We start from the raw sequence: 16,123 nt of genomic DNA on the forward strand, positions 1-16,123 counted from the left end.
CGCCCGGCCGGCCGGCGACCCGCACCGCCCTACCGCCCGCTGACTCGCTGTCCGCTGACCCGCCCCGCTGCCCGCTGACCCGCCCTGCCGCCCGCTGACCCGCCCAGCCGGCGGCCCAGGCGACCCCGGCGCGATCCGGCGGGACGGTCCGGCGTCGGCTCAGGTCAGGTGGGTACGGAGGAAGTCGAGTTCCAGGCGGAGCAGGCGTTCGGACAGCCCACCGGCGGCCATGTGGGTGGCCCCGGTCAGCGGCAGCACCGCGTGCGGCCGGCCGGTCGACAGCAGTGCCGCCGACAGCCGCAGGGTGTGCGCGGCGACCACGTTGTCGTCGACCATCCCGTGCACCAGCAGCAGCGGGCGGGCCGGCTCGCCGGGATGCAGCGGCTCCGCCGCCAGCTCCACCAGCGAGTGGTGCCCGTACACGTCGATGCCGTCGTCGGGCAGGCCCAGGTAACGCTCGCTGTACGCGGTGTCGTACAGCGTCCAGTCGGTGACCGGGGCGCCGGCGATGCCGCACCGGAACAGCTCCGGGTGGCGTAGCACGGCCAACCCGGCCAGCCAGCCGCCGAACGACCAGCCCCGGATCGCCACCCGGTCGAGGTCCAGGTCGGGGTGCTTGCCGGCGAGCGCGGTCAACGCGTCCACCTGGTCGGTCAGGATCACGTCGGCCACCCGCCGGTGGATGGCCTTCTCGAACGACGGTGCCACGCCCGGCGTACCCCGGTTGTCGATGGTGACCACGGCGAACCCGCAGTCCGCCCACCACTGCCGTTCCAGCCACGCCGACCGGGCGGCCACCACCTCCTGGTGGCCGGGGCCGCCGTAGATGTCCAGCAGCACCGGCAGCCGGGTGCCCTTGACGTGCTCGGTCGGGTAGAGCACCGCCGACGGTAACCGGCGGTCGGTCACCCGGACCAGCATCGGCCGGGGCGCCGCCGACGGGGTCGCCGCCAGCGACCGTAGCCGGGCCACCTCCCGGTCGCCGCGCCACACCGACCAGCTCGTCCCGGCCTCGTCCAGCGAGGCGGTGCCGACCACCAGGGTGTCCCCGCCGACCGCCGCCGTGTGCCAGCCGGGGGTGCTGCTCATCCGGCGGGCGTCCACCCCACCACCGATCACGGTACGCACCCGGTAGAGGTGCCGTTGGCTCGGTTCGCCCTCGCTCGCCTCCACCAGCAGGTCGGCCGGCCCGGGACCGGTGGGCAGCCGGCCCACCACCCGTCGCACGTACAGCGAGGGCGGGGTGAGCAGGGTGCCGTCGGCGAACAGGCAGCGGGCGTCGTACCCGTCGTGGGCCAGCTCGCCGCCGACCAGCACCCGGCCGTCCGGCAGGTGCGCCGGGGTGCCCGGGATAGGCTCCACCCAGCGCGGGTCGGCCAGCTCCGCGTGCACCTGCGTCTCGCCGGTACGCGGGTCCACCGCCAGCACCAGGCCGTGCTGCTGCGACCGGCGCAGCACCGTGATCAGCGGGTTGCCGTCGGCCCAGTCGACCGACGCCAGGTACGGGTAGGTCTCCCGGTCCCAGTGCACGTCGACCCAGCCGTCGTCCAGGTCGAGCAGGTGCAGGCTGACCTCCGCGTTCGGCCCACCCGCCCGGGGGTACGCGACGGTGGTCGGCGGGGTCGCCGGGTCCGCCGGGTCGTGCAGGTGCCAGCGGGGCAGCCGGGACTCGTCGACCCGGGCGGCGAGCACCATCCGCCCGTCCGGGGCCCACCAGTAACCCCGGAACCGGCCGAACTCCTCCGCCGCCACGTGCTCGGCGAGCCCCCAGCTCACCCCACCGTCCTCGCCGGCCAGCAGGGAGTCGGTGCCGTCCGGGGCGACCACCCGCAGCTCGCCCCGGCGTACCCCGTCGGCGGTGTCGGTCACGTAGGCCACCCGCTGACCGGTCGGGTCGGGACGCGGGTCGATCACCGGGCCGACGGTGCTCACCTCGATCACGTCGCCGTGCACCAGATCGGCCCGGAACAGCCGGCCGGCCAGCGCGAACACCGCCACCCGGCCCGCCCCGTCCAGGGCGTACGAGCCGATGCCGGCGGTGCTGAGTCGGCGTCGTTCGCGCAACGCCCGCTCGCCGGGGGCCAGCGCCACCGGGTCGGCGTCGTCGCCGAGCAGCACGGCCGGGTCGGCGACCAGGCGTTCCTCGGCGGAGGCGGTCTCCAGCGCCCAGAGCGCGTCGGCCGGGTCCTCCGGGCCGCCCGAGCGGAGGAAGACCACCCGGGAACCGTCACCGGTCACGGACACGGCACGCGGCGCCCCGTGGCTGAACCGACGGGTACGGGCGGCCAGCTCGGGAAAGTCCACAACCCGGATCGTAGAGCGGTGCCGGGCGTGATGTGGCCGACCTGGGTGGACGCGTACGCCCCGGCGCGGACGGACCGCCGGTTAGAGTGACCGTCGTGACGACGCTGCCCGACCGACGCCTGCTGCTGGTCCACGCGCATCCCGACGACGAGTCCATCGGCACCGGGTCGACGATGGCGCACTACGCCGCCGACGGCGCCCACGTCACGCTGGTGACCTGCACTCTCGGCGAGGAAGGCGAGATCCACGTGCCGGAGCTGGCGCAGCTCGCCGCCGCCGAGGCCGACCAGCTCGGCGGCTTCCGGATCGGGGAGCTGGCCGCCGCCTGCGCCGCGCTCGGCGTCACCGACCACCGCTTCCTCGGCGGCGCGGGCCGCTACCGGGACTCGGGCATGATGGGGCTGGCCACCAACGAGCACCCCCGGGCGTTCTGGGCGGCCGACCTCGACGTGGCCGCCGGTCAGCTCCTGGACGTCATCCGGGAGATCCGCCCGCAGGTCATGGTCACCTACGACCCGAACGGCTTCTACGGGCACCCGGACCACATCCAGGCGCACCGGGTGACGATGCGGGCACACGAGCTGGCCGCCGCGGAGGGCATCGCCCCGGCCAAGGTCTACTGGACGGCGCTGCCCCGCAGCGTCCTGGAGGCCGGCATGAGCCACTTCACCGAGTCCTCGGACAACCCGTTCGCGGGCATCGACAGCGTCGACGAACTGCCCTTCGGCACCCCGGACGACCAGATCGCCGCCCGGATCGACGCCACCGACCAACACGCCGCCAAAGAGGCGGCGATGCGGGCGCACGGCACCCAGATCCCCGCCAACTCCTGGTTGTACGCGATCGCCGGCAACTTCGGCGCCGAGTTCATGGGCGTGGAGTTCTTCACCCTGGCGGTGGGGGAACCCGGCCCGGCCGGTGGACCGAACGGCTGGGAGAGTGACCTCTTCGCCGGGATCGACACGACCTCGTCGGGCTCGTCCGCCGGCCGGACCGACCCGGCTGCCGGTCAGCCGGTGGCGGCGGCACGTCGGCCGGAACAGGCGTCCCCGGTGGGGGGCGGGCCGGCCTCGGCGATGGCCGGACCCCGGTGACGCTGCCCGCCACGCCGATGCCGGTCGTCGAGGAGGAGACCGCCGCCGTCCCGCCGCCACCCGGCCCGACGGTACGCCTGTTCGACGTCGTGCTGCGGCTGGTCGGCGGGCTGGTCGCCGTGGTCGGCGGGGTGCTCACCGCCCTGATCGGCCTGCTGCTGTCCACCGTCCGGGTCGGCGGGCAGCTGATCGGGGTGTCGGTGGTGGTCACCATCCTGGGGGCGATCGCGGTGAGCTGGTTCGCGTACGCCACGGTCGGCCGCAAGTGGGCGGTGGCGTTGCCGGCCCTGCCGTGGTTCGTGCTGATGGCGGTGGCAGCGGTCCGTACCGCCGAGGGTGACCTGCTGGTCGCCGGGGACAACTGGGTCGGGCTGGCGATGATCACCACCGGGGCGATGACGTTCGCGGTGATGGCGTTCCGGCAGATCCTCAGCCCGCAGCCGCGCCGCCACGACGGGTGATGACGGCACACAGCCGACGGTGGTAGATATTCCTGCCAGGAGCCCCGTCGACGCGGCGGGCGGTGTGGCAGGAGGCGTGTGATGAGAGATCGGTGGCGGGCTGTCGGCGTACTCGCGGCGGCATTGTTCGCGGTCAACGTGGTGGCCCGGGTGATCATCAAGCTCGGCTTCGACGGGAACGACACTGCCGCCGACCGGGTCTCGCTGGGCATGTTCATCGTGGTCGGACTGGTGCTGGCCGGGGTGGTCTTCGTCTGGGGCCGGGTCGTGCCGGCGGCGCGTTGGGGGGCCGACGTGGCCGCCGCGGTGGCGGTGGCGCTGCTGCTGACCGTGCTCGTCGGCCCGCTGCTGGTCGGCAACGATCCGTTCGGTGGGGGAGCGGGGCTCTTCTTCGCCCAGATCTGGCTCTATCTCGCCGCCGCGGCGGCCGGCGTGGCGATCGGCTACCTGGTGCTCATCGCCCTCGGCCGCGACCACCGCTCCCGCCAGCTCCAGCGGTACGCCGAGCGTAACGTGGGCAAGCCCCGCCGGGTGGTCCGCCGCTGACCCACCCGCCCGGGGTGGGTCAGGTGGGAGGGGCGACGCGGGTGAGGTAGGTGTGGTGGGTGGTGAAGCCGAGCTTGCGGTAGAGCGAGACCGCCTCGATGTTGCGCTGTTCCACCTGGAGGAAGGCGTGGGTCGCGCCCTCGGCCGTGCCCCAGTCGGCCAGCGCCCGGATCACCCGGGCGGCCAGCCCCTGCCGGCGTGCCTGCGGGGCCACCTCGATCAGGCTGAGCCCCAGCCAGCGGCCCTGCCCGGTGACCGTGCCCCGGCCCGTCGCCAGCAGCGCGCCGTCGGCGTACACCTGGGCGAAGCGGACCTGGGCCACGGCGGTCAGGATGTGCCGGGCGGAGTCCGGCAGGCCGCCCTTGCGGCCGGCGGCGACCGCGAGCCACTCCTCGGACGGCACGCCGGTGAGGGCGACCGCCGCACCGCCGGCCGGGCCTTGCGGGGTGGGAGCGGGGGGCGGCTCCGCCGGCCGCAGCGTGGCCAGCGGGACGGTCTGCACCAGGGTCAGCGGCCGGGCGGTCCAGCCCCGGGCGTCCAGTTCGGCGCCGACCGGCACGGCCAGTGGCAACGGCGTGTTGACCATGGCGGGTTGGCCGTGTTCGGCGTACCAGCGTTCGATCGCGTCGATCGCCGCCGGCAGCGGGCGGTCCGGGTCGCCGACCGGCAGCGCCGAATTGGCCCGGCCGGTCCAGCCGTCGGCGGAGCGCAGCAGCCAGTCGCCGAGCCGGGCGCGTACCGGTGCCGGCCACGCCTCGTCGGCGGCGAGTTCCAGTTCGACGACGGCCGAGGCGGTGGGCCGGCGGGTGGGGGGCACCCGCTTGGCCCGGTGCACCTCGGCCACCGGCACCCGGAGCCGGCCCTGGGCGGTGGCGATGGTGAGATGAGTCTCGCTCAGCTCGACCAGCTCGCCGAGGGCGTCCGAAAAGAGGGGCCGGCCCTCGCGAATCCCCACAATGCGGCGAACCACGATCCGGTGTCCCACATCCTGCTGTCGGAGCACGATCGACCTCCTCCCCGGCGAGATACTAGGCTCTTAGCGTCGCGGGTGATCGCGACGAGTCTGCGGAGGAGAAGACCGGTGACCTACATCATCGCCGAGCCGTGCGTGGATGTGCTCGACAAGGCATGCATCGAGGAATGCCCGGTCGACTGCATTTACGAGGGCAACCGGATGCTCTACATCCACCCTGACGAATGCGTCGACTGTGGTGCCTGTGAGCCGGTCTGCCCGGTGGAGGCCATCTTCTACGAGGACGACGTCCCGGAGCAGTGGAAGGACTACACCGGGGCCAACTACGAGTTCTTCGAGGACCTGGGCTCGCCGGGCGGTGCGTCGAAGATCGGCAAGGTGGAGAAGGACGCGACGTTCGTCGCCGGCCAGCCGCCGCGCGGCGAGGGCCACTGAACCGGCCGGCAGCCGGGACACCGGGCCCGCCGGCTGCGGTGCCGGGCTCGCCGGCCGGGCCGGCAGCGGTGCCGGCCGGCCCCGGGTCGGTGGTGCCGGCCGGTGGCGTGTCGGGGTCGTCGGCCGGGTCCGCGTCGGGCCCGGCCCGGCCCGGTCCGGTGTCGGCGCGGTTGCCCGAGTTCACCTGGGACACGCTGGACGCCGCGGCCGCCCTGGCCGCGGCGCACCCGGACGGCCTGATCAACCTATCCATGGGCACGCCGGTCGACCCGGTGCCCCCGGTGATCCGGCAGGCGCTGGCGGACGCCGCCGACGCGCCGGGCTACCCGCTGACGGCGGGCACCCCGGCGCTACGCGACGCCATCGCCGGCTGGGTGGCGCGCGCCTGCGGTGCGGCTGCCGACGGGCTCGGGGTGCTGCCGACGATCGGGTCCAAGGAACTGGTCGCCTGGCTGCCCACCCTGCTCGGGATCGGCCCCGGCGACGTGGTCGTGGTGCCGTCGGTCGCCTATCCGACATATGAGGACGGGGCCCGGCTGGCCGGCGCCACCACCGTCCGCGCCGACTCGCTGACCGCGGTCGGCCCCACCTCCCGGGTACGCCTGGTCTGGGTCAACTCGCCCGGCAACCCGACCGGTCGGGTGCTGCCCGCCGCCCACCTGCGCAAGGTGGTCGACTGGGCCCGGGAGCGTGGTGCCGTGGTGGCCAGCGACGAGTGCTACCTGCCGCTGGGCTGGACGGCCGACGCCGCGCCGGTGTCGGTGCTCGCGCCGGAGGTCTGCGGCGGGTCGTACGACTCGGTGCTGGCGGTGCACTCGCTGTCCAAGCGGTCCAACCTGGCCGGCTACCGGGCCGGGTTCGTCGCCGGTGACCCGGCGCTCGTCGCCGAGCTGCTGAAGATTCGCAAGCACGCCGGTATGATCGTCCCGGCTCCGGTGCAGGCCGCGATGGTCGCCGCGCTGGCCGACCAGGCGCACGCCGACGAGCAGCGGGAACGCTACCGGGCCCGGCGGGAGACACTGCTCGCCGCGTTCACCGGGGCGGGCTTCCGGGTGGACCACTCCGAGGCGGGCCTCTACCTCTGGGTCACCCGCGACGAGGACTGCTGGGACACCGTCGACCGGCTGGCCCGACGGGGCATCCTGGTCGCCGCCGGGGCCTTCTACGGCCCGGCCGGGCAGCGGCACGTCCGGGTGGCGTTGACCGGGTCGGACGCGCACGTCGCGGCGGTCGCCCAGCGGCTCGCCCAGCCGTAGGGGCGGCTGCGGTGGGTGACGAGGTGGGCCGGCCCCGGGTCGCCGTGGTCGGCACCGGCCTGATCGGCGGTTCGATCCTGCTGCGGCTGCACGAGGCGGGTACGCCGGTGGCCGGCTGGGACCCGGACCCGGCGACCCGGGCCGAGGGCCGCCGTCGGGGCCTCACCTTCCCCGACGAACTGGCCGACGCGGTCCGGGACCGGGACGTGGTGTTCCTCGGTGGTCCCCTGCCGAGTCTGCCGCAGACCCTGCTCACCGTGGCCGGGCTGACCGACGACCGGTGTGTCGTCACCGACGTGGGCAGCACCAAGGCGGCCGTCGCCGGGTTCGCCGGGGCGCACGGGCTGACCGGCCGGTTCGTCCCCGGCCACCCGATGGCCGGCACCGAACGGGCCGGGCTGACGGCCGCGCTGGCGGGCCTCTTCGTCGACGCGGCCTGGGTGCTCTGCCCGAGCGTCGACGGGTTGGTGCCGTTCCGGACGCTGGTCGGGCTCATCGTCGACGTCTTCGCCGCGCACGTCGTACCGATGTCGCCGGGGGTGCACGACTCCGTGGTGGCGCTCTCCTCCCACGTACCGCACCTGCTGGCCGGCAGCCTGGCCGGGGCCGCCGCCGACTCGGCGGTGCGGGACGCGGTGGTCCGGCTCGCGGCAGGCAGCTTCCGTGACGGCACCCGGGTCGCGACGACCCCGGCCCGGCGTACCGCCGACATGCTGCTGGCCAACCGGGAGCAGGTGCTGCGGCAGTTGGCCGAGGTGCGGGCGGCGCTCGACGGGCTGACCGAGGCGGTCCGCGCCGACGACCTGCCCGCGCTGGTGGCGCACTACGAGCGGGCCCGGACGGTACGGCTGCCGCCGGGCGACGTGCGACCCGTCCACCGGCGGTTCGCCCTCGCCGGGGACCCGGCGCAGGAGTTGGCGTTCGTCCGGTCGGTGGGTGAGTCCGGCGGGCACCTCACCGGTTGCACGGTGGCGGGGGAGTCGGTGACATACACCGGTCTGCGGCCCGCCGAGGCCCCGGCCTGACCGCGCGGAAACCGGCGGCGGTCCGGTTGCGCCGTTAGGGTGGGTGCGTGGCGGACGGACCGGTGGTGGCGGTACGCGGTGAGGCGTACCGGGAGGTGGCACCCGAGCTGGCCCGGTTCGAGGTGACGGCGACGGCCCGGGAACGGGACCGTCAGGTCGCCCTGACCCGGCTCGCCGAGCGGGCCGCCGCCGTCCGGGTGCTGCTCGACGAGCACGAGCCGGCGGTGGACCGTCGGGAGGCCGGGGAGCTGCGGGTGCGACCCGAGACGAACCGGTCCGGTGAGCGGGTCGTCGGCTACCTGGGCAGCGTCTCCACCACGGTCACCGTCACCGACTTCGGCTCCCTGGCCGAGCTGATGCTGCGGCTGGCCGAGCTGGACCACGTCGAGGTGGCCGGCCCCTGGTGGTCGCTGCGGCCGGACAGCCCGGCCCACCGGGAGGCCCGGCACGAGGCGATCGCCGACGCGTTGCGCCGGGCCCGGGAGTACGCCGAGGCGCTCGGTGCCCGGGTGACCGCCCTGCTGGAGCTGGCCGACACCGACGAGGGGTTCGCCGGGGGTGGGGCGATGTACGCCCGCCAGGACCGGATGGCCGGCTCACCGGAGCTGGAACTCGACCCCCGCCCGCAGTCGGTGCACGCGGTGGTGCGGGCCCGGTTCACCATCAGCGAGCCGGTCCTGACCTGATGCCCGAGGCGCGTCCGTTCTCCCTCGACGACCTGGTGGCCCGGGCCCGGTCGCTGGCCGACGCCGGCCCCCGGCAGCTGCTGGGCGTCGCCGGTGCGCCCGGGGCGGGCAAGTCCACGCTGGCCGAGCGGATCGTCGCGGCGGTCGGCCCGACCGCCCGGCTGGTGCCGATGGACGGTTTCCACCTCGCCCAGGCGGAGCTGGTCCGGCTGGGCCGGGCCGACCGCAAGGGCGCGGTCGACACCTTCGACGCCAACGGGTACGTGTCGTTGCTGCGCCGGTTGCACCGGTTGGAGCCGACCGCCGTGTACGCGCCGCTGTTCCGCCGTGATCTGGAGGAGCCGGTGGCCGGGGCGGTGGAGGTGCCGCCCTCGGTCCGGCTGGTGGTGACCGAGGGCAACTATCTGCTGCTCGACGATCCCCCCTGGGACGAGGTGCGGTCGTTGCTGCACGAGGCGTGGTTCCTCGACCTGGACGCCGAGCTGCGGTTGCGTCGGTTGGTGGCGCGGCACGTGGCGTACGGGCGGTCGCCGGAGGCGGCGCACACCTGGGCGTACGGCAGCGACGAGGCGAACGCCGCCCTGGTGGCGGGCACCGCCGACCGGGCCGACCTGGTGATCCGGTCAACCGACCCGCGGTGACGGGACGGTACGCCGCAGCAGCCGGGCCACCAGGGTCCGTTCCCGGTGGAACTCCAACGCCTCCGGGTAGCCGCCGTGGTTGCGGATCGGCGGGTCGGCGACCTCGCCTCCGCTGGGGTGCAGGGCCTCCGGGTCGGTCACCGGGACGTCCCGTTCCCCGGCGCTGATCCGCCAGCCGAGCGGGTCGGTGTCGCGCCAGAAGTTGGTCCACGCGACGTGACCGGCGGGCCAGGTCAGGCTGTCGGCGAGGACCCGGAGCCGGGCCGGTCCGAAGTAGGCGGGGAAGATCCGTCCGTAGAGCCGGGTGAGCTGGCAGCCGTACGACAGGAACCAGATGCGTCGCCGCCACCGGGCCGGCAGTTGGAGCAGTGTCGCCGCGCAGATCACCGCGCCCTGGCTGTGCCCGGAGAGGATCACCCCGTCCATCCGACGGGGGTCGTGCTCGGTGAGCGCCAGGATGCCGGCGATCCGGGTCTGCAACTCGGGGACGGCCCGTTCCGCATAGCTGGGCGGGGCGAGCGGGTGCGCGGCGCGCGGCCAGAACGTGCCGATGTCCCAGAGCACCCCGACGCTGCGCCGGACGGTGTCGTTGCGGTAGACGAGCAGACCCAGGCCGGCGACGACCAGGGGGAGCCAGCCCAGCATGGTGTCGCCGAGGTCTGCGGCGGCTCGTACCAGGCCGGACCAGCCTGACGCGCCGGCCGGTGCGGGGCGGGTACGGGTGAGCGCGGCCACGCAGGACAGGGCCACCAGCACCGCCGCGACGGTGGCGTAGCAGCCGATCAGCCGTACCGCGTGTTCGCCGACGAGTCGGTGCAGCGCGCGGAACCTGCTGACGTCCCGGCAGCGGCGCAGGTCGTGCGCGGAGAGGTCCCGCCGGCGGGCGGTGAGCCGGGTGTACTCGGCGCGGCGTAGCCGGCGGAAGAGCATCCCGGCGTGGATCAGCGTGCCGAGCAGGGCGGCGGTTGCGACGGTGAAGGCCAGGCCGGCCCAGATCACCGGCAGCGGCGGCACGATCGGCGACAACCCGCTGGGTGAGGCGGGACCGTCGAGCCGGTCGGTGACCCAGTAGAGCAGGCCGGCGCAGTAGGCGATGGCCATCATCCAGCCGAAGCCGGCGATCACGGCGGCCCCCCGACCGCCCCAGGCCATGTCGGTGTGCGCGCCGAGCGGTTGCTGGTCGGCGTCGCTGCCGGTGCGGGGCAGCAGCAGACCGGTGGCGGCGACCGCGACGGCCGGTGCGGCGAGCATCCAGATCCGCAGGCCGTCGGGGGCGGTGGGGAGGCCGGACAGCCAACCGTCGCGCCAGGCCATCCCGAGGGGCAGCAGCACGCCGACGGTGCCGGGGACGAGCAGGGCGCGTCGTCCGGACCGGGCGACGGTGCCGATGGCCATCAGCAGCAGCACCTGGTAGGTGGCGAGCCAGGCGACGAGCCCGTCGTAGCCGGGCAGGGAGTGGTCGGTGAGGCAGCCGGCGAGGCTCGGGTCACTGGCGCATCCGGCCGGTGGGCGCCACTGCGCCAGCGGGCTGCCGGCGGGGCCGTCCGGCAGCAGCAGGAGGGTGAAGGTGCCGACCAGCGCGACGCCGGTGAGCACGCCGACGGCGATGCTCCACGCGCCGAGCGGGGTGGCCCCGCTGCGCCGGGTCAGCCAGGGTCGGCCCACCGCCACGACCGCGATCGCCACGACCGCGACCAGGGCGGCGACGGTCGGGGCGGCGACCACGGCCCGGACGCCCCGGGCCGGGTCCATCACCAGCACCGCGCCGACGGGTACCGCGGCGGCGAGCGCCGCGCCGACGCACAGGTGCAGGACGGCGGCGCGGCGCAGCTGGCCCTCCCCGCCCCAGAAGGTGGGGTCCTGCAACGGGTTGGCCAGGGCGGGCGGGGTGGGGTGTTCGCAGTGGTCCGCCAGCGGGGAGCGGGGTTCGGCGGGCATCTCGGCCTCGTACTGGTAGGTGCGCCAGGCGACGACGCCGAGCACCAGCAGCATGGCCAGCGGCACCAGCAGGCCGGCGGCGAGCGCGTGGGCGTCCGCGCGCCACCAGCCCCGACCGAGGAACTCCCACGAGCCGGGCAGTCGCCGCAGGCACTCGTGGTCGACGCACTGCCAGGCGATCAGGTCGACTCCGATGCCGGCGGCGGCGAGCACCAGGGTGCCGGTGAGGCTGAGGCAGAACAGCCGGATCAGCCAGGCGGTGATGCCGGAGCGGCTGCCCCAGCGTTCGGTGTCCGGGTCGGGTGGGATGCCGGGGCGGGCGTACAGGGCGACGTTGGCCAGGGTGAACGGCAGCAGCAGCGTCCACAGGGCCCGTTCGACGTCGCGTGCGGTCCGCGCCCCCGAGGTCAACTGCCCCCAGCTGTACGCCTCGACGACGACCGGGTCGTCCGGGGCGGAGTCGCTGGCGCGGTAGAAGCCCGTGACGTTACCGCCGGAGACGAGTCGGGGCGGCTGGCCGACACCGGTCGGGTCGGTGGGCAGACCGAGGATCTGGTCGGGCGGGGTGTTCGACACGCCGTGCACCCGGAGTTCGAGTACGCGCTCGGCCATCGGTGCTCCCTGGTGACGTCGTCACTACCCAGAGTGCATCGGATTTCCTGATTCGCCCACCGATCTGTCCGGTGTTTTCGCAGCTCAACCTGCTATTTCAGGGTACGGATCACGCGTGCTGGGTTACCCACGGCGACCACGTTGGCCGGTAGGTCGCGGGTGACCACCGCGCCGGCCCCGACCACCGTGTTCGCCCCGATGGTCACTCCGGCGAGGACGATCACCCCGCCGCCGAGCCAGACGTTGTCGCCGATGGTGATCGGCTGGGCGGACTCCCACTTGGCCCGGCGGGGCTCCGCCTCGACCGGGTGGGTGGCGGTGAGCAGCTGCACGTTGGGTCCGATCTGGACGTCCGCGCCGATGGTGATCCGGGCCACGTCGAGCAGGACCGCGTTGAAGTTGACGAAGCTGCGGGCCCCGAGGTGGGTCTGCCAGCCGTAGTCGCAGTGCAGCGGCGGACGTACCCAGGCGTCCTCGCCGACGCTGCCGAGCAGGTCGCGCAGGGCGGCGAGCCGGTCCTGCGGGTCGTCGGCGGCGCTGCGGTTGAAGCGTTCGGTGAGCCGCGCCGCGCGGTTCAGGTCGGCGATGATCTCGGGCTCGTTCGCGATGTACGGCTCGCCGGCGAGCATGCGTTCCCTCATGGACCTCACCAGGTCATGGTCACCGGTCGGTCGTCCCCGGGGCGGGAAGTGGGTCGGTCCTGTCGCAGCAATGTGTCCGGACGGTCATCATTCGGCCTTCTATTTGCATACCGAGTATGTAATTCTAGGCGTCGATGTGACTCCGGTCATGAAACGCTCCAGAAGGAGGATCCGTTGCACGGAAGCAGAAGAACCGCGGCCGGCGGGTTGGTGCTCGCCCTGGCTCTCGGTCTGCCGGCGACGGGCGCGAACGCCGCCCCGGCCGCCCCGCCCGCGCCCCGGCCCACCACGCCGGCCGCCGGCTCCACCACGGTCACCCTGATCACCGGGGACCAGGTCACCGTCACCCGCACCGGTGGCGCCGCCGTGCGCCCCGGCGACGGCCGCAAGCACCAGCAGTTCCTGGTCCGCCGCGAACACGGCCACCTCAACGTGGTGCCCCGCGACGCGCTGCCGCTGCTGCGCTCGGGCCAGGTCGACCGACGGCTGTTCGACGTCACCGCGCTGATCGCCGCCCGCTACGACGACGCCCACCGGGACAATCTGCCACTGCTGGTGTCGTACCGCTCGGAGCAGTCCCGGCGTGGCGCGACCGCGCTGCCCGGCACCCGGGTGACCCGCGAGCTCCCGGCGATCCAGGGCGCGGCCCTGACCGCCGGCAAGTCCTCAGCCGGCGCGGTCTGGTCCACGCTCACCGGTGCCGGCAGTGCCCGACTCGGCGCGGCAGGGGGCGTCGAGCGGATCTGGTTGGACGGTCGTCGCGCACTCTCCCTCGACCACAGCGTGCCCCAGATCGGTGCGCCGACCGCCTGGGCGGCCGGTTACACCGGCAAGGGGGTGACCGTCGCGGTGCTGGACACCGGCGTCGACGCCACCCACCCGGACCTGGCCGGCAAGGTGAGCGAGGCACGCAACTTCAGCGACACGCCGGACCAGAAGGACACCGTCGGGCACGGCACCCACGTCGCGTCCACCATCGCCGGCAGCGGTGCCGCCTCCGGTGGGAAGTACAAGGGCGTCGCGCCGGACGCGAAGCTCCTCGACGGCAAGGTCTGCGAGGAGTTCGGCTGCGCCGAGTCGTCGATCCTGGCCGGCATGCAGTGGGCCACTGTCGACAAGAAGGCCGCCGTGGTCAACCTCAGCCTCGGCGGCACGGACACCCCGGAGGTCGACCCGCTGGAGGAGGCCGTCCAGACGCTGACCGCCCAGACCGGCAGCCTCTTCGTCATCGCCGCCGGCAACGACGGCCGGGACGGCTCGGTCGGCTCACCGGGCACCGCGGACGCCGCGCTCACCGTCGGCGCGGTCGACCGGGACGACGAACTGGCCGACTTTTCCAGCCGGGGTCCCCGGGTCGGTGACGACGCGCTCAAGCCCGACATCACCGCACCCGGCGTCGACATCGTGGCCGCCCGCTCCGTCGACGGCCAGATCGGTGACCCGGTGGGGACGCAGTACGTCGCACTCTCCGGCACCTCGATGGCCACCCCGCACGTCGCCGGCTCGGTGGCGTTGCTGGCCCAGCAGCACCCCGGCTGGAAGGCCGGGCAGCTCAAGGCGACCCTGATGGCCGCCGCCAAGCCGCACCCCACGCAGACCGCGTACGAGCAGGGCGCGGGTCGGGTGGACCTGACCCGGGCGATCACCGAGCAGGTCACCACCGACCCGGTCAGCGTCTCGTTCGGCCGGGCCCTCTGGCCGCACGGCGACGACGCCCCGATCACCCGGACCGTCGCCTGGCACAACGCCGGGACGGCCCCGGTCACCCTCGACCTGACCCTTGAGGTACAGGGACCGGGCGGGAAGGCCGCGCCGGCCGGCATGTTCACCCTCGGCGTCAACCGGATCACCGTCCCGGCCGGCGGTCGGGCCGAGACCACCGTCACCGCCGACACCCGACTCGGTGTCGACGGCTACTGGACCGGTCGGGTGGTGGCCCGGTCGGGGTCCACCGTCGCGGTGACCCCACTGGCCGTGCACCGGGAGGTGGAGAGCTACACCGTCACGCTCACCCACCTCGACCGCAGCGGAAAGCCCGGCGGCGACTACTCGACCACCCTGGCCGACCTCACCAGGTACGACCTGGTGGACGTCACCGACTTCGACGGCGTCGCCGAGGTCCGGGTCCCCAAGGGCAGGTACGGGCTGAGCAGCGTCTTCTTCGAGCCGGGGCCGGACGAGCAGTCGGACGGGCTGGCCCTGCTCGCCCAGCCGGAGCTGGTGGTCGACGGCGACACGGCGGTCACCATCGACCTGCGCAAGGCCAAGCCGGTGCGGATGACCGTCCCGCAGGCCGACGCGAAGGTCGCCCTGGTCGACGTCAGCGCCAACTTCCTCACCCCCGACGGCGGCAGCTTCGGCTCCGGCATCGTCTCCTTCGACACCTTCGACGGACTGTCCACCGGGCAGCTCGGCAAGGCGGTGTCGGCCGACGAGTTCGTCGCCACCGTCAACAGCCAGTGGGCCGACCTCGAAGCCGAGCACAGCCCCTACCTGTACGCGCTGGCCGAGACCATCCCGGGCAGGCTGCCCAGCGGTTTCGTCCGCGACTACCGCAAGCGTGACCTGGCCACGGTGGTGCACAGGTTCCGTGACCCGTACCCGAAGATGGAAGCCGAGCGGCTGGTCTTCCCGGACAACGGCTACAACACCGGCGGCTGGGCCGTCGGGCTCGCCACCGACGTGCCCGGTCAGCGGGTCGAGCACTACAGCACCAAGGGTGTGCGCTGGGACTCCGAACTGGACTTCGGTACCCGGACCGAGGATGGCTGGCTGGACCTCCAGGCGATCCTCCTGAGCCGGTCCGCCGCCTACCAGGCTGGCCGCCGGGTCACCGAGACCTGGGGGGCCGCGCCGCTCGGGCCGTCCCTGCCCACCCCACGCTGGCCGGAGGAGAGCGTCACCCGGGTCGGGGACACCATCCTGGTGAGCGTGGCACTGCACAGTGACGCGGCCGGGCACATCGGGGTGTCGCTCAACGACACCGCCCGTACCGTCCTGTGGCGCAACGGCAAGCTGGTGGAGGAGCTCGACACCTCGGGGTACGGCGAGTTCACCGTGCCGAAGGGGGACGCCGACTACAAGCTGACCGTCGGGGCCAAGCGGAACCTCACCGACCTCAGCACCGAGGTGGAGGCGAGCTGGACCTTCCGCTCGGGGCACGTGGCGGGTGACACGCCGAAGCGGCTGCAGCTGTCGGAGATCCGGTTCACCCCGCGGCTGAACGCCGACAACACCGCCCCGGCCGGGCAGGTCTTCGCCGTGCCGGTCCAGGTGCGGCGGCAGGAGGGCGCCGGCACCGCCAAGCTGGCGAAGCTCAGCGTCGACGTGTCGTACGACGGCGGGAAGACCTGGCGGCGGGCGACCGTGGTGAAGGTGCCGGGCCAGGGCACGGTGGCGCTGGTCAAGCATCCGGCCGGTGCCGGGTACGCGTCCCTGCGGGCGACCGCCCGGGACACCGACGGCAACACCGCGAGCACCCGGATCATCCAGGCGTACCGCCTGAAGTGAC

At 74.1% G+C, this 16,123-nt stretch carries 13 protein-coding genes; 9 read left to right on the forward strand and 4 right to left on the reverse strand.

The window, feature by feature from the left end; translation table 11 throughout:
* Positions 1-159: 159 nt before the first annotated feature.
* Positions 160-2,304 carry a prolyl oligopeptidase family serine peptidase gene (locus AB0B63_RS04915; protein ID WP_357014656.1) on the reverse strand — a complete coding sequence of 715 codons (2,145 nt, stop codon included), beginning with the start codon at positions 2,302-2,304 and terminating at the stop codon, positions 160-162.
* Positions 2,305-2,390: 86 nt separating this feature from the next.
* On the opposite strand from AB0B63_RS04915, the gene mshB reads away from it, so the two are divergent.
* The 3 genes from mshB (at position 2,391) to AB0B63_RS04930 (ending at position 4,405) form a co-directional block, all read left to right on the forward strand.
* A complete protein-coding gene (mshB, locus tag AB0B63_RS04920) occupies positions 2,391-3,398 on the forward strand; it encodes an N-acetyl-1-D-myo-inositol-2-amino-2-deoxy-alpha-D-glucopyranoside deacetylase (protein WP_357014658.1) in 1,008 nt (335 codons plus the stop codon).
* 17 nt (positions 3,399-3,415) lie between these two features.
* Positions 3,416-3,859 (forward strand): hypothetical protein, encoded by a 444-nt coding sequence (locus tag AB0B63_RS04925; protein ID WP_208568138.1) that lies wholly within the window; start codon positions 3,416-3,418, stop codon positions 3,857-3,859.
* Positions 3,860-3,940: 81 nt separating this feature from the next.
* The gene (locus tag AB0B63_RS04930; RefSeq protein WP_357014660.1) at positions 3,941-4,405 is read left to right on the forward strand and encodes a hypothetical protein; all 465 of its coding nucleotides are present in this window, start codon (positions 3,941-3,943) and stop codon (positions 4,403-4,405) included.
* Between the two features lie 19 nt (positions 4,406-4,424).
* On the opposite strand, the gene AB0B63_RS04935 is transcribed toward AB0B63_RS04930, so the two are convergent.
* On the reverse strand, positions 4,425-5,408 hold the full coding sequence (locus AB0B63_RS04935; protein WP_357014662.1) for a GNAT family N-acetyltransferase: 984 nt from the start codon (positions 5,406-5,408) through the stop codon (positions 4,425-4,427).
* A 78-nt stretch (positions 5,409-5,486) separates the two neighbouring features.
* On the opposite strand from AB0B63_RS04935, the gene fdxA reads away from it, so the two are divergent.
* The 5 genes from fdxA to AB0B63_RS04960 all read left to right on the forward strand — a co-directional run bounded on the left by fdxA (position 5,487) and on the right by AB0B63_RS04960 (position 9,421).
* Positions 5,487-5,813 carry a ferredoxin gene (gene fdxA, locus AB0B63_RS04940; protein ID WP_007072862.1) on the forward strand — a complete coding sequence of 109 codons (327 nt, stop codon included), beginning with the start codon at positions 5,487-5,489 and terminating at the stop codon, positions 5,811-5,813.
* A 107-nt stretch (positions 5,814-5,920) separates the two neighbouring features.
* Entirely contained in the window at positions 5,921-7,069 is a 1,149-nt protein-coding gene (gene dapC, locus AB0B63_RS04945) for a succinyldiaminopimelate transaminase (protein ID WP_357014665.1), read from the forward strand.
* Between the two features lie 11 nt (positions 7,070-7,080).
* Positions 7,081-8,094 carry a prephenate dehydrogenase/arogenate dehydrogenase family protein gene (locus tag AB0B63_RS04950; RefSeq protein ID WP_357014667.1) on the forward strand — a complete coding sequence of 338 codons (1,014 nt, stop codon included), beginning with the start codon at positions 7,081-7,083 and terminating at the stop codon, positions 8,092-8,094.
* 47 nt (positions 8,095-8,141) lie between these two features.
* Positions 8,142-8,780: an SIMPL domain-containing protein gene (locus AB0B63_RS04955; RefSeq protein WP_208568046.1), complete on the forward strand. Its 639-nt coding sequence runs from the start codon at positions 8,142-8,144 to the stop codon at positions 8,778-8,780.
* Positions 8,780-9,421: a nucleoside/nucleotide kinase family protein gene (locus AB0B63_RS04960; RefSeq protein WP_357014670.1), complete on the forward strand. Its 642-nt coding sequence runs from the start codon at positions 8,780-8,782 to the stop codon at positions 9,419-9,421. Before AB0B63_RS04955 ends, AB0B63_RS04960 begins: the two co-directional genes overlap by 1 nt.
* Here the strand turns inward: AB0B63_RS04960 and AB0B63_RS04965 are convergent.
* A complete protein-coding gene (locus tag AB0B63_RS04965) occupies positions 9,404-11,971 on the reverse strand; it encodes a hypothetical protein (protein ID WP_357014672.1) in 2,568 nt (855 codons plus the stop codon). The genes AB0B63_RS04960 and AB0B63_RS04965 overlap by 18 nt on opposite strands.
* 92 nt (positions 11,972-12,063) lie before the next feature.
* Positions 12,064-12,621, reverse strand: a complete 558-nt coding sequence (locus tag AB0B63_RS04970) for a sugar O-acetyltransferase (protein WP_357014674.1) — start codon at positions 12,619-12,621, stop codon at positions 12,064-12,066.
* Positions 12,622-12,822: 201 nt separating this feature from the next.
* Between AB0B63_RS04970 and AB0B63_RS04975 the strand changes: the two genes are divergently transcribed.
* Positions 12,823-16,122, forward strand: a complete 3,300-nt coding sequence (locus AB0B63_RS04975; RefSeq protein ID WP_357015137.1) for a S8 family serine peptidase — start codon at positions 12,823-12,825, stop codon at positions 16,120-16,122.
* Position 16,123 lies beyond the last annotated feature (1 nt).

Source organism: Micromonospora sp. NPDC049081, assembly GCF_040648835.1.
GTDB lineage: Bacteria > Actinomycetota > Actinomycetes > Mycobacteriales > Micromonosporaceae > Micromonospora > Micromonospora antibiotica.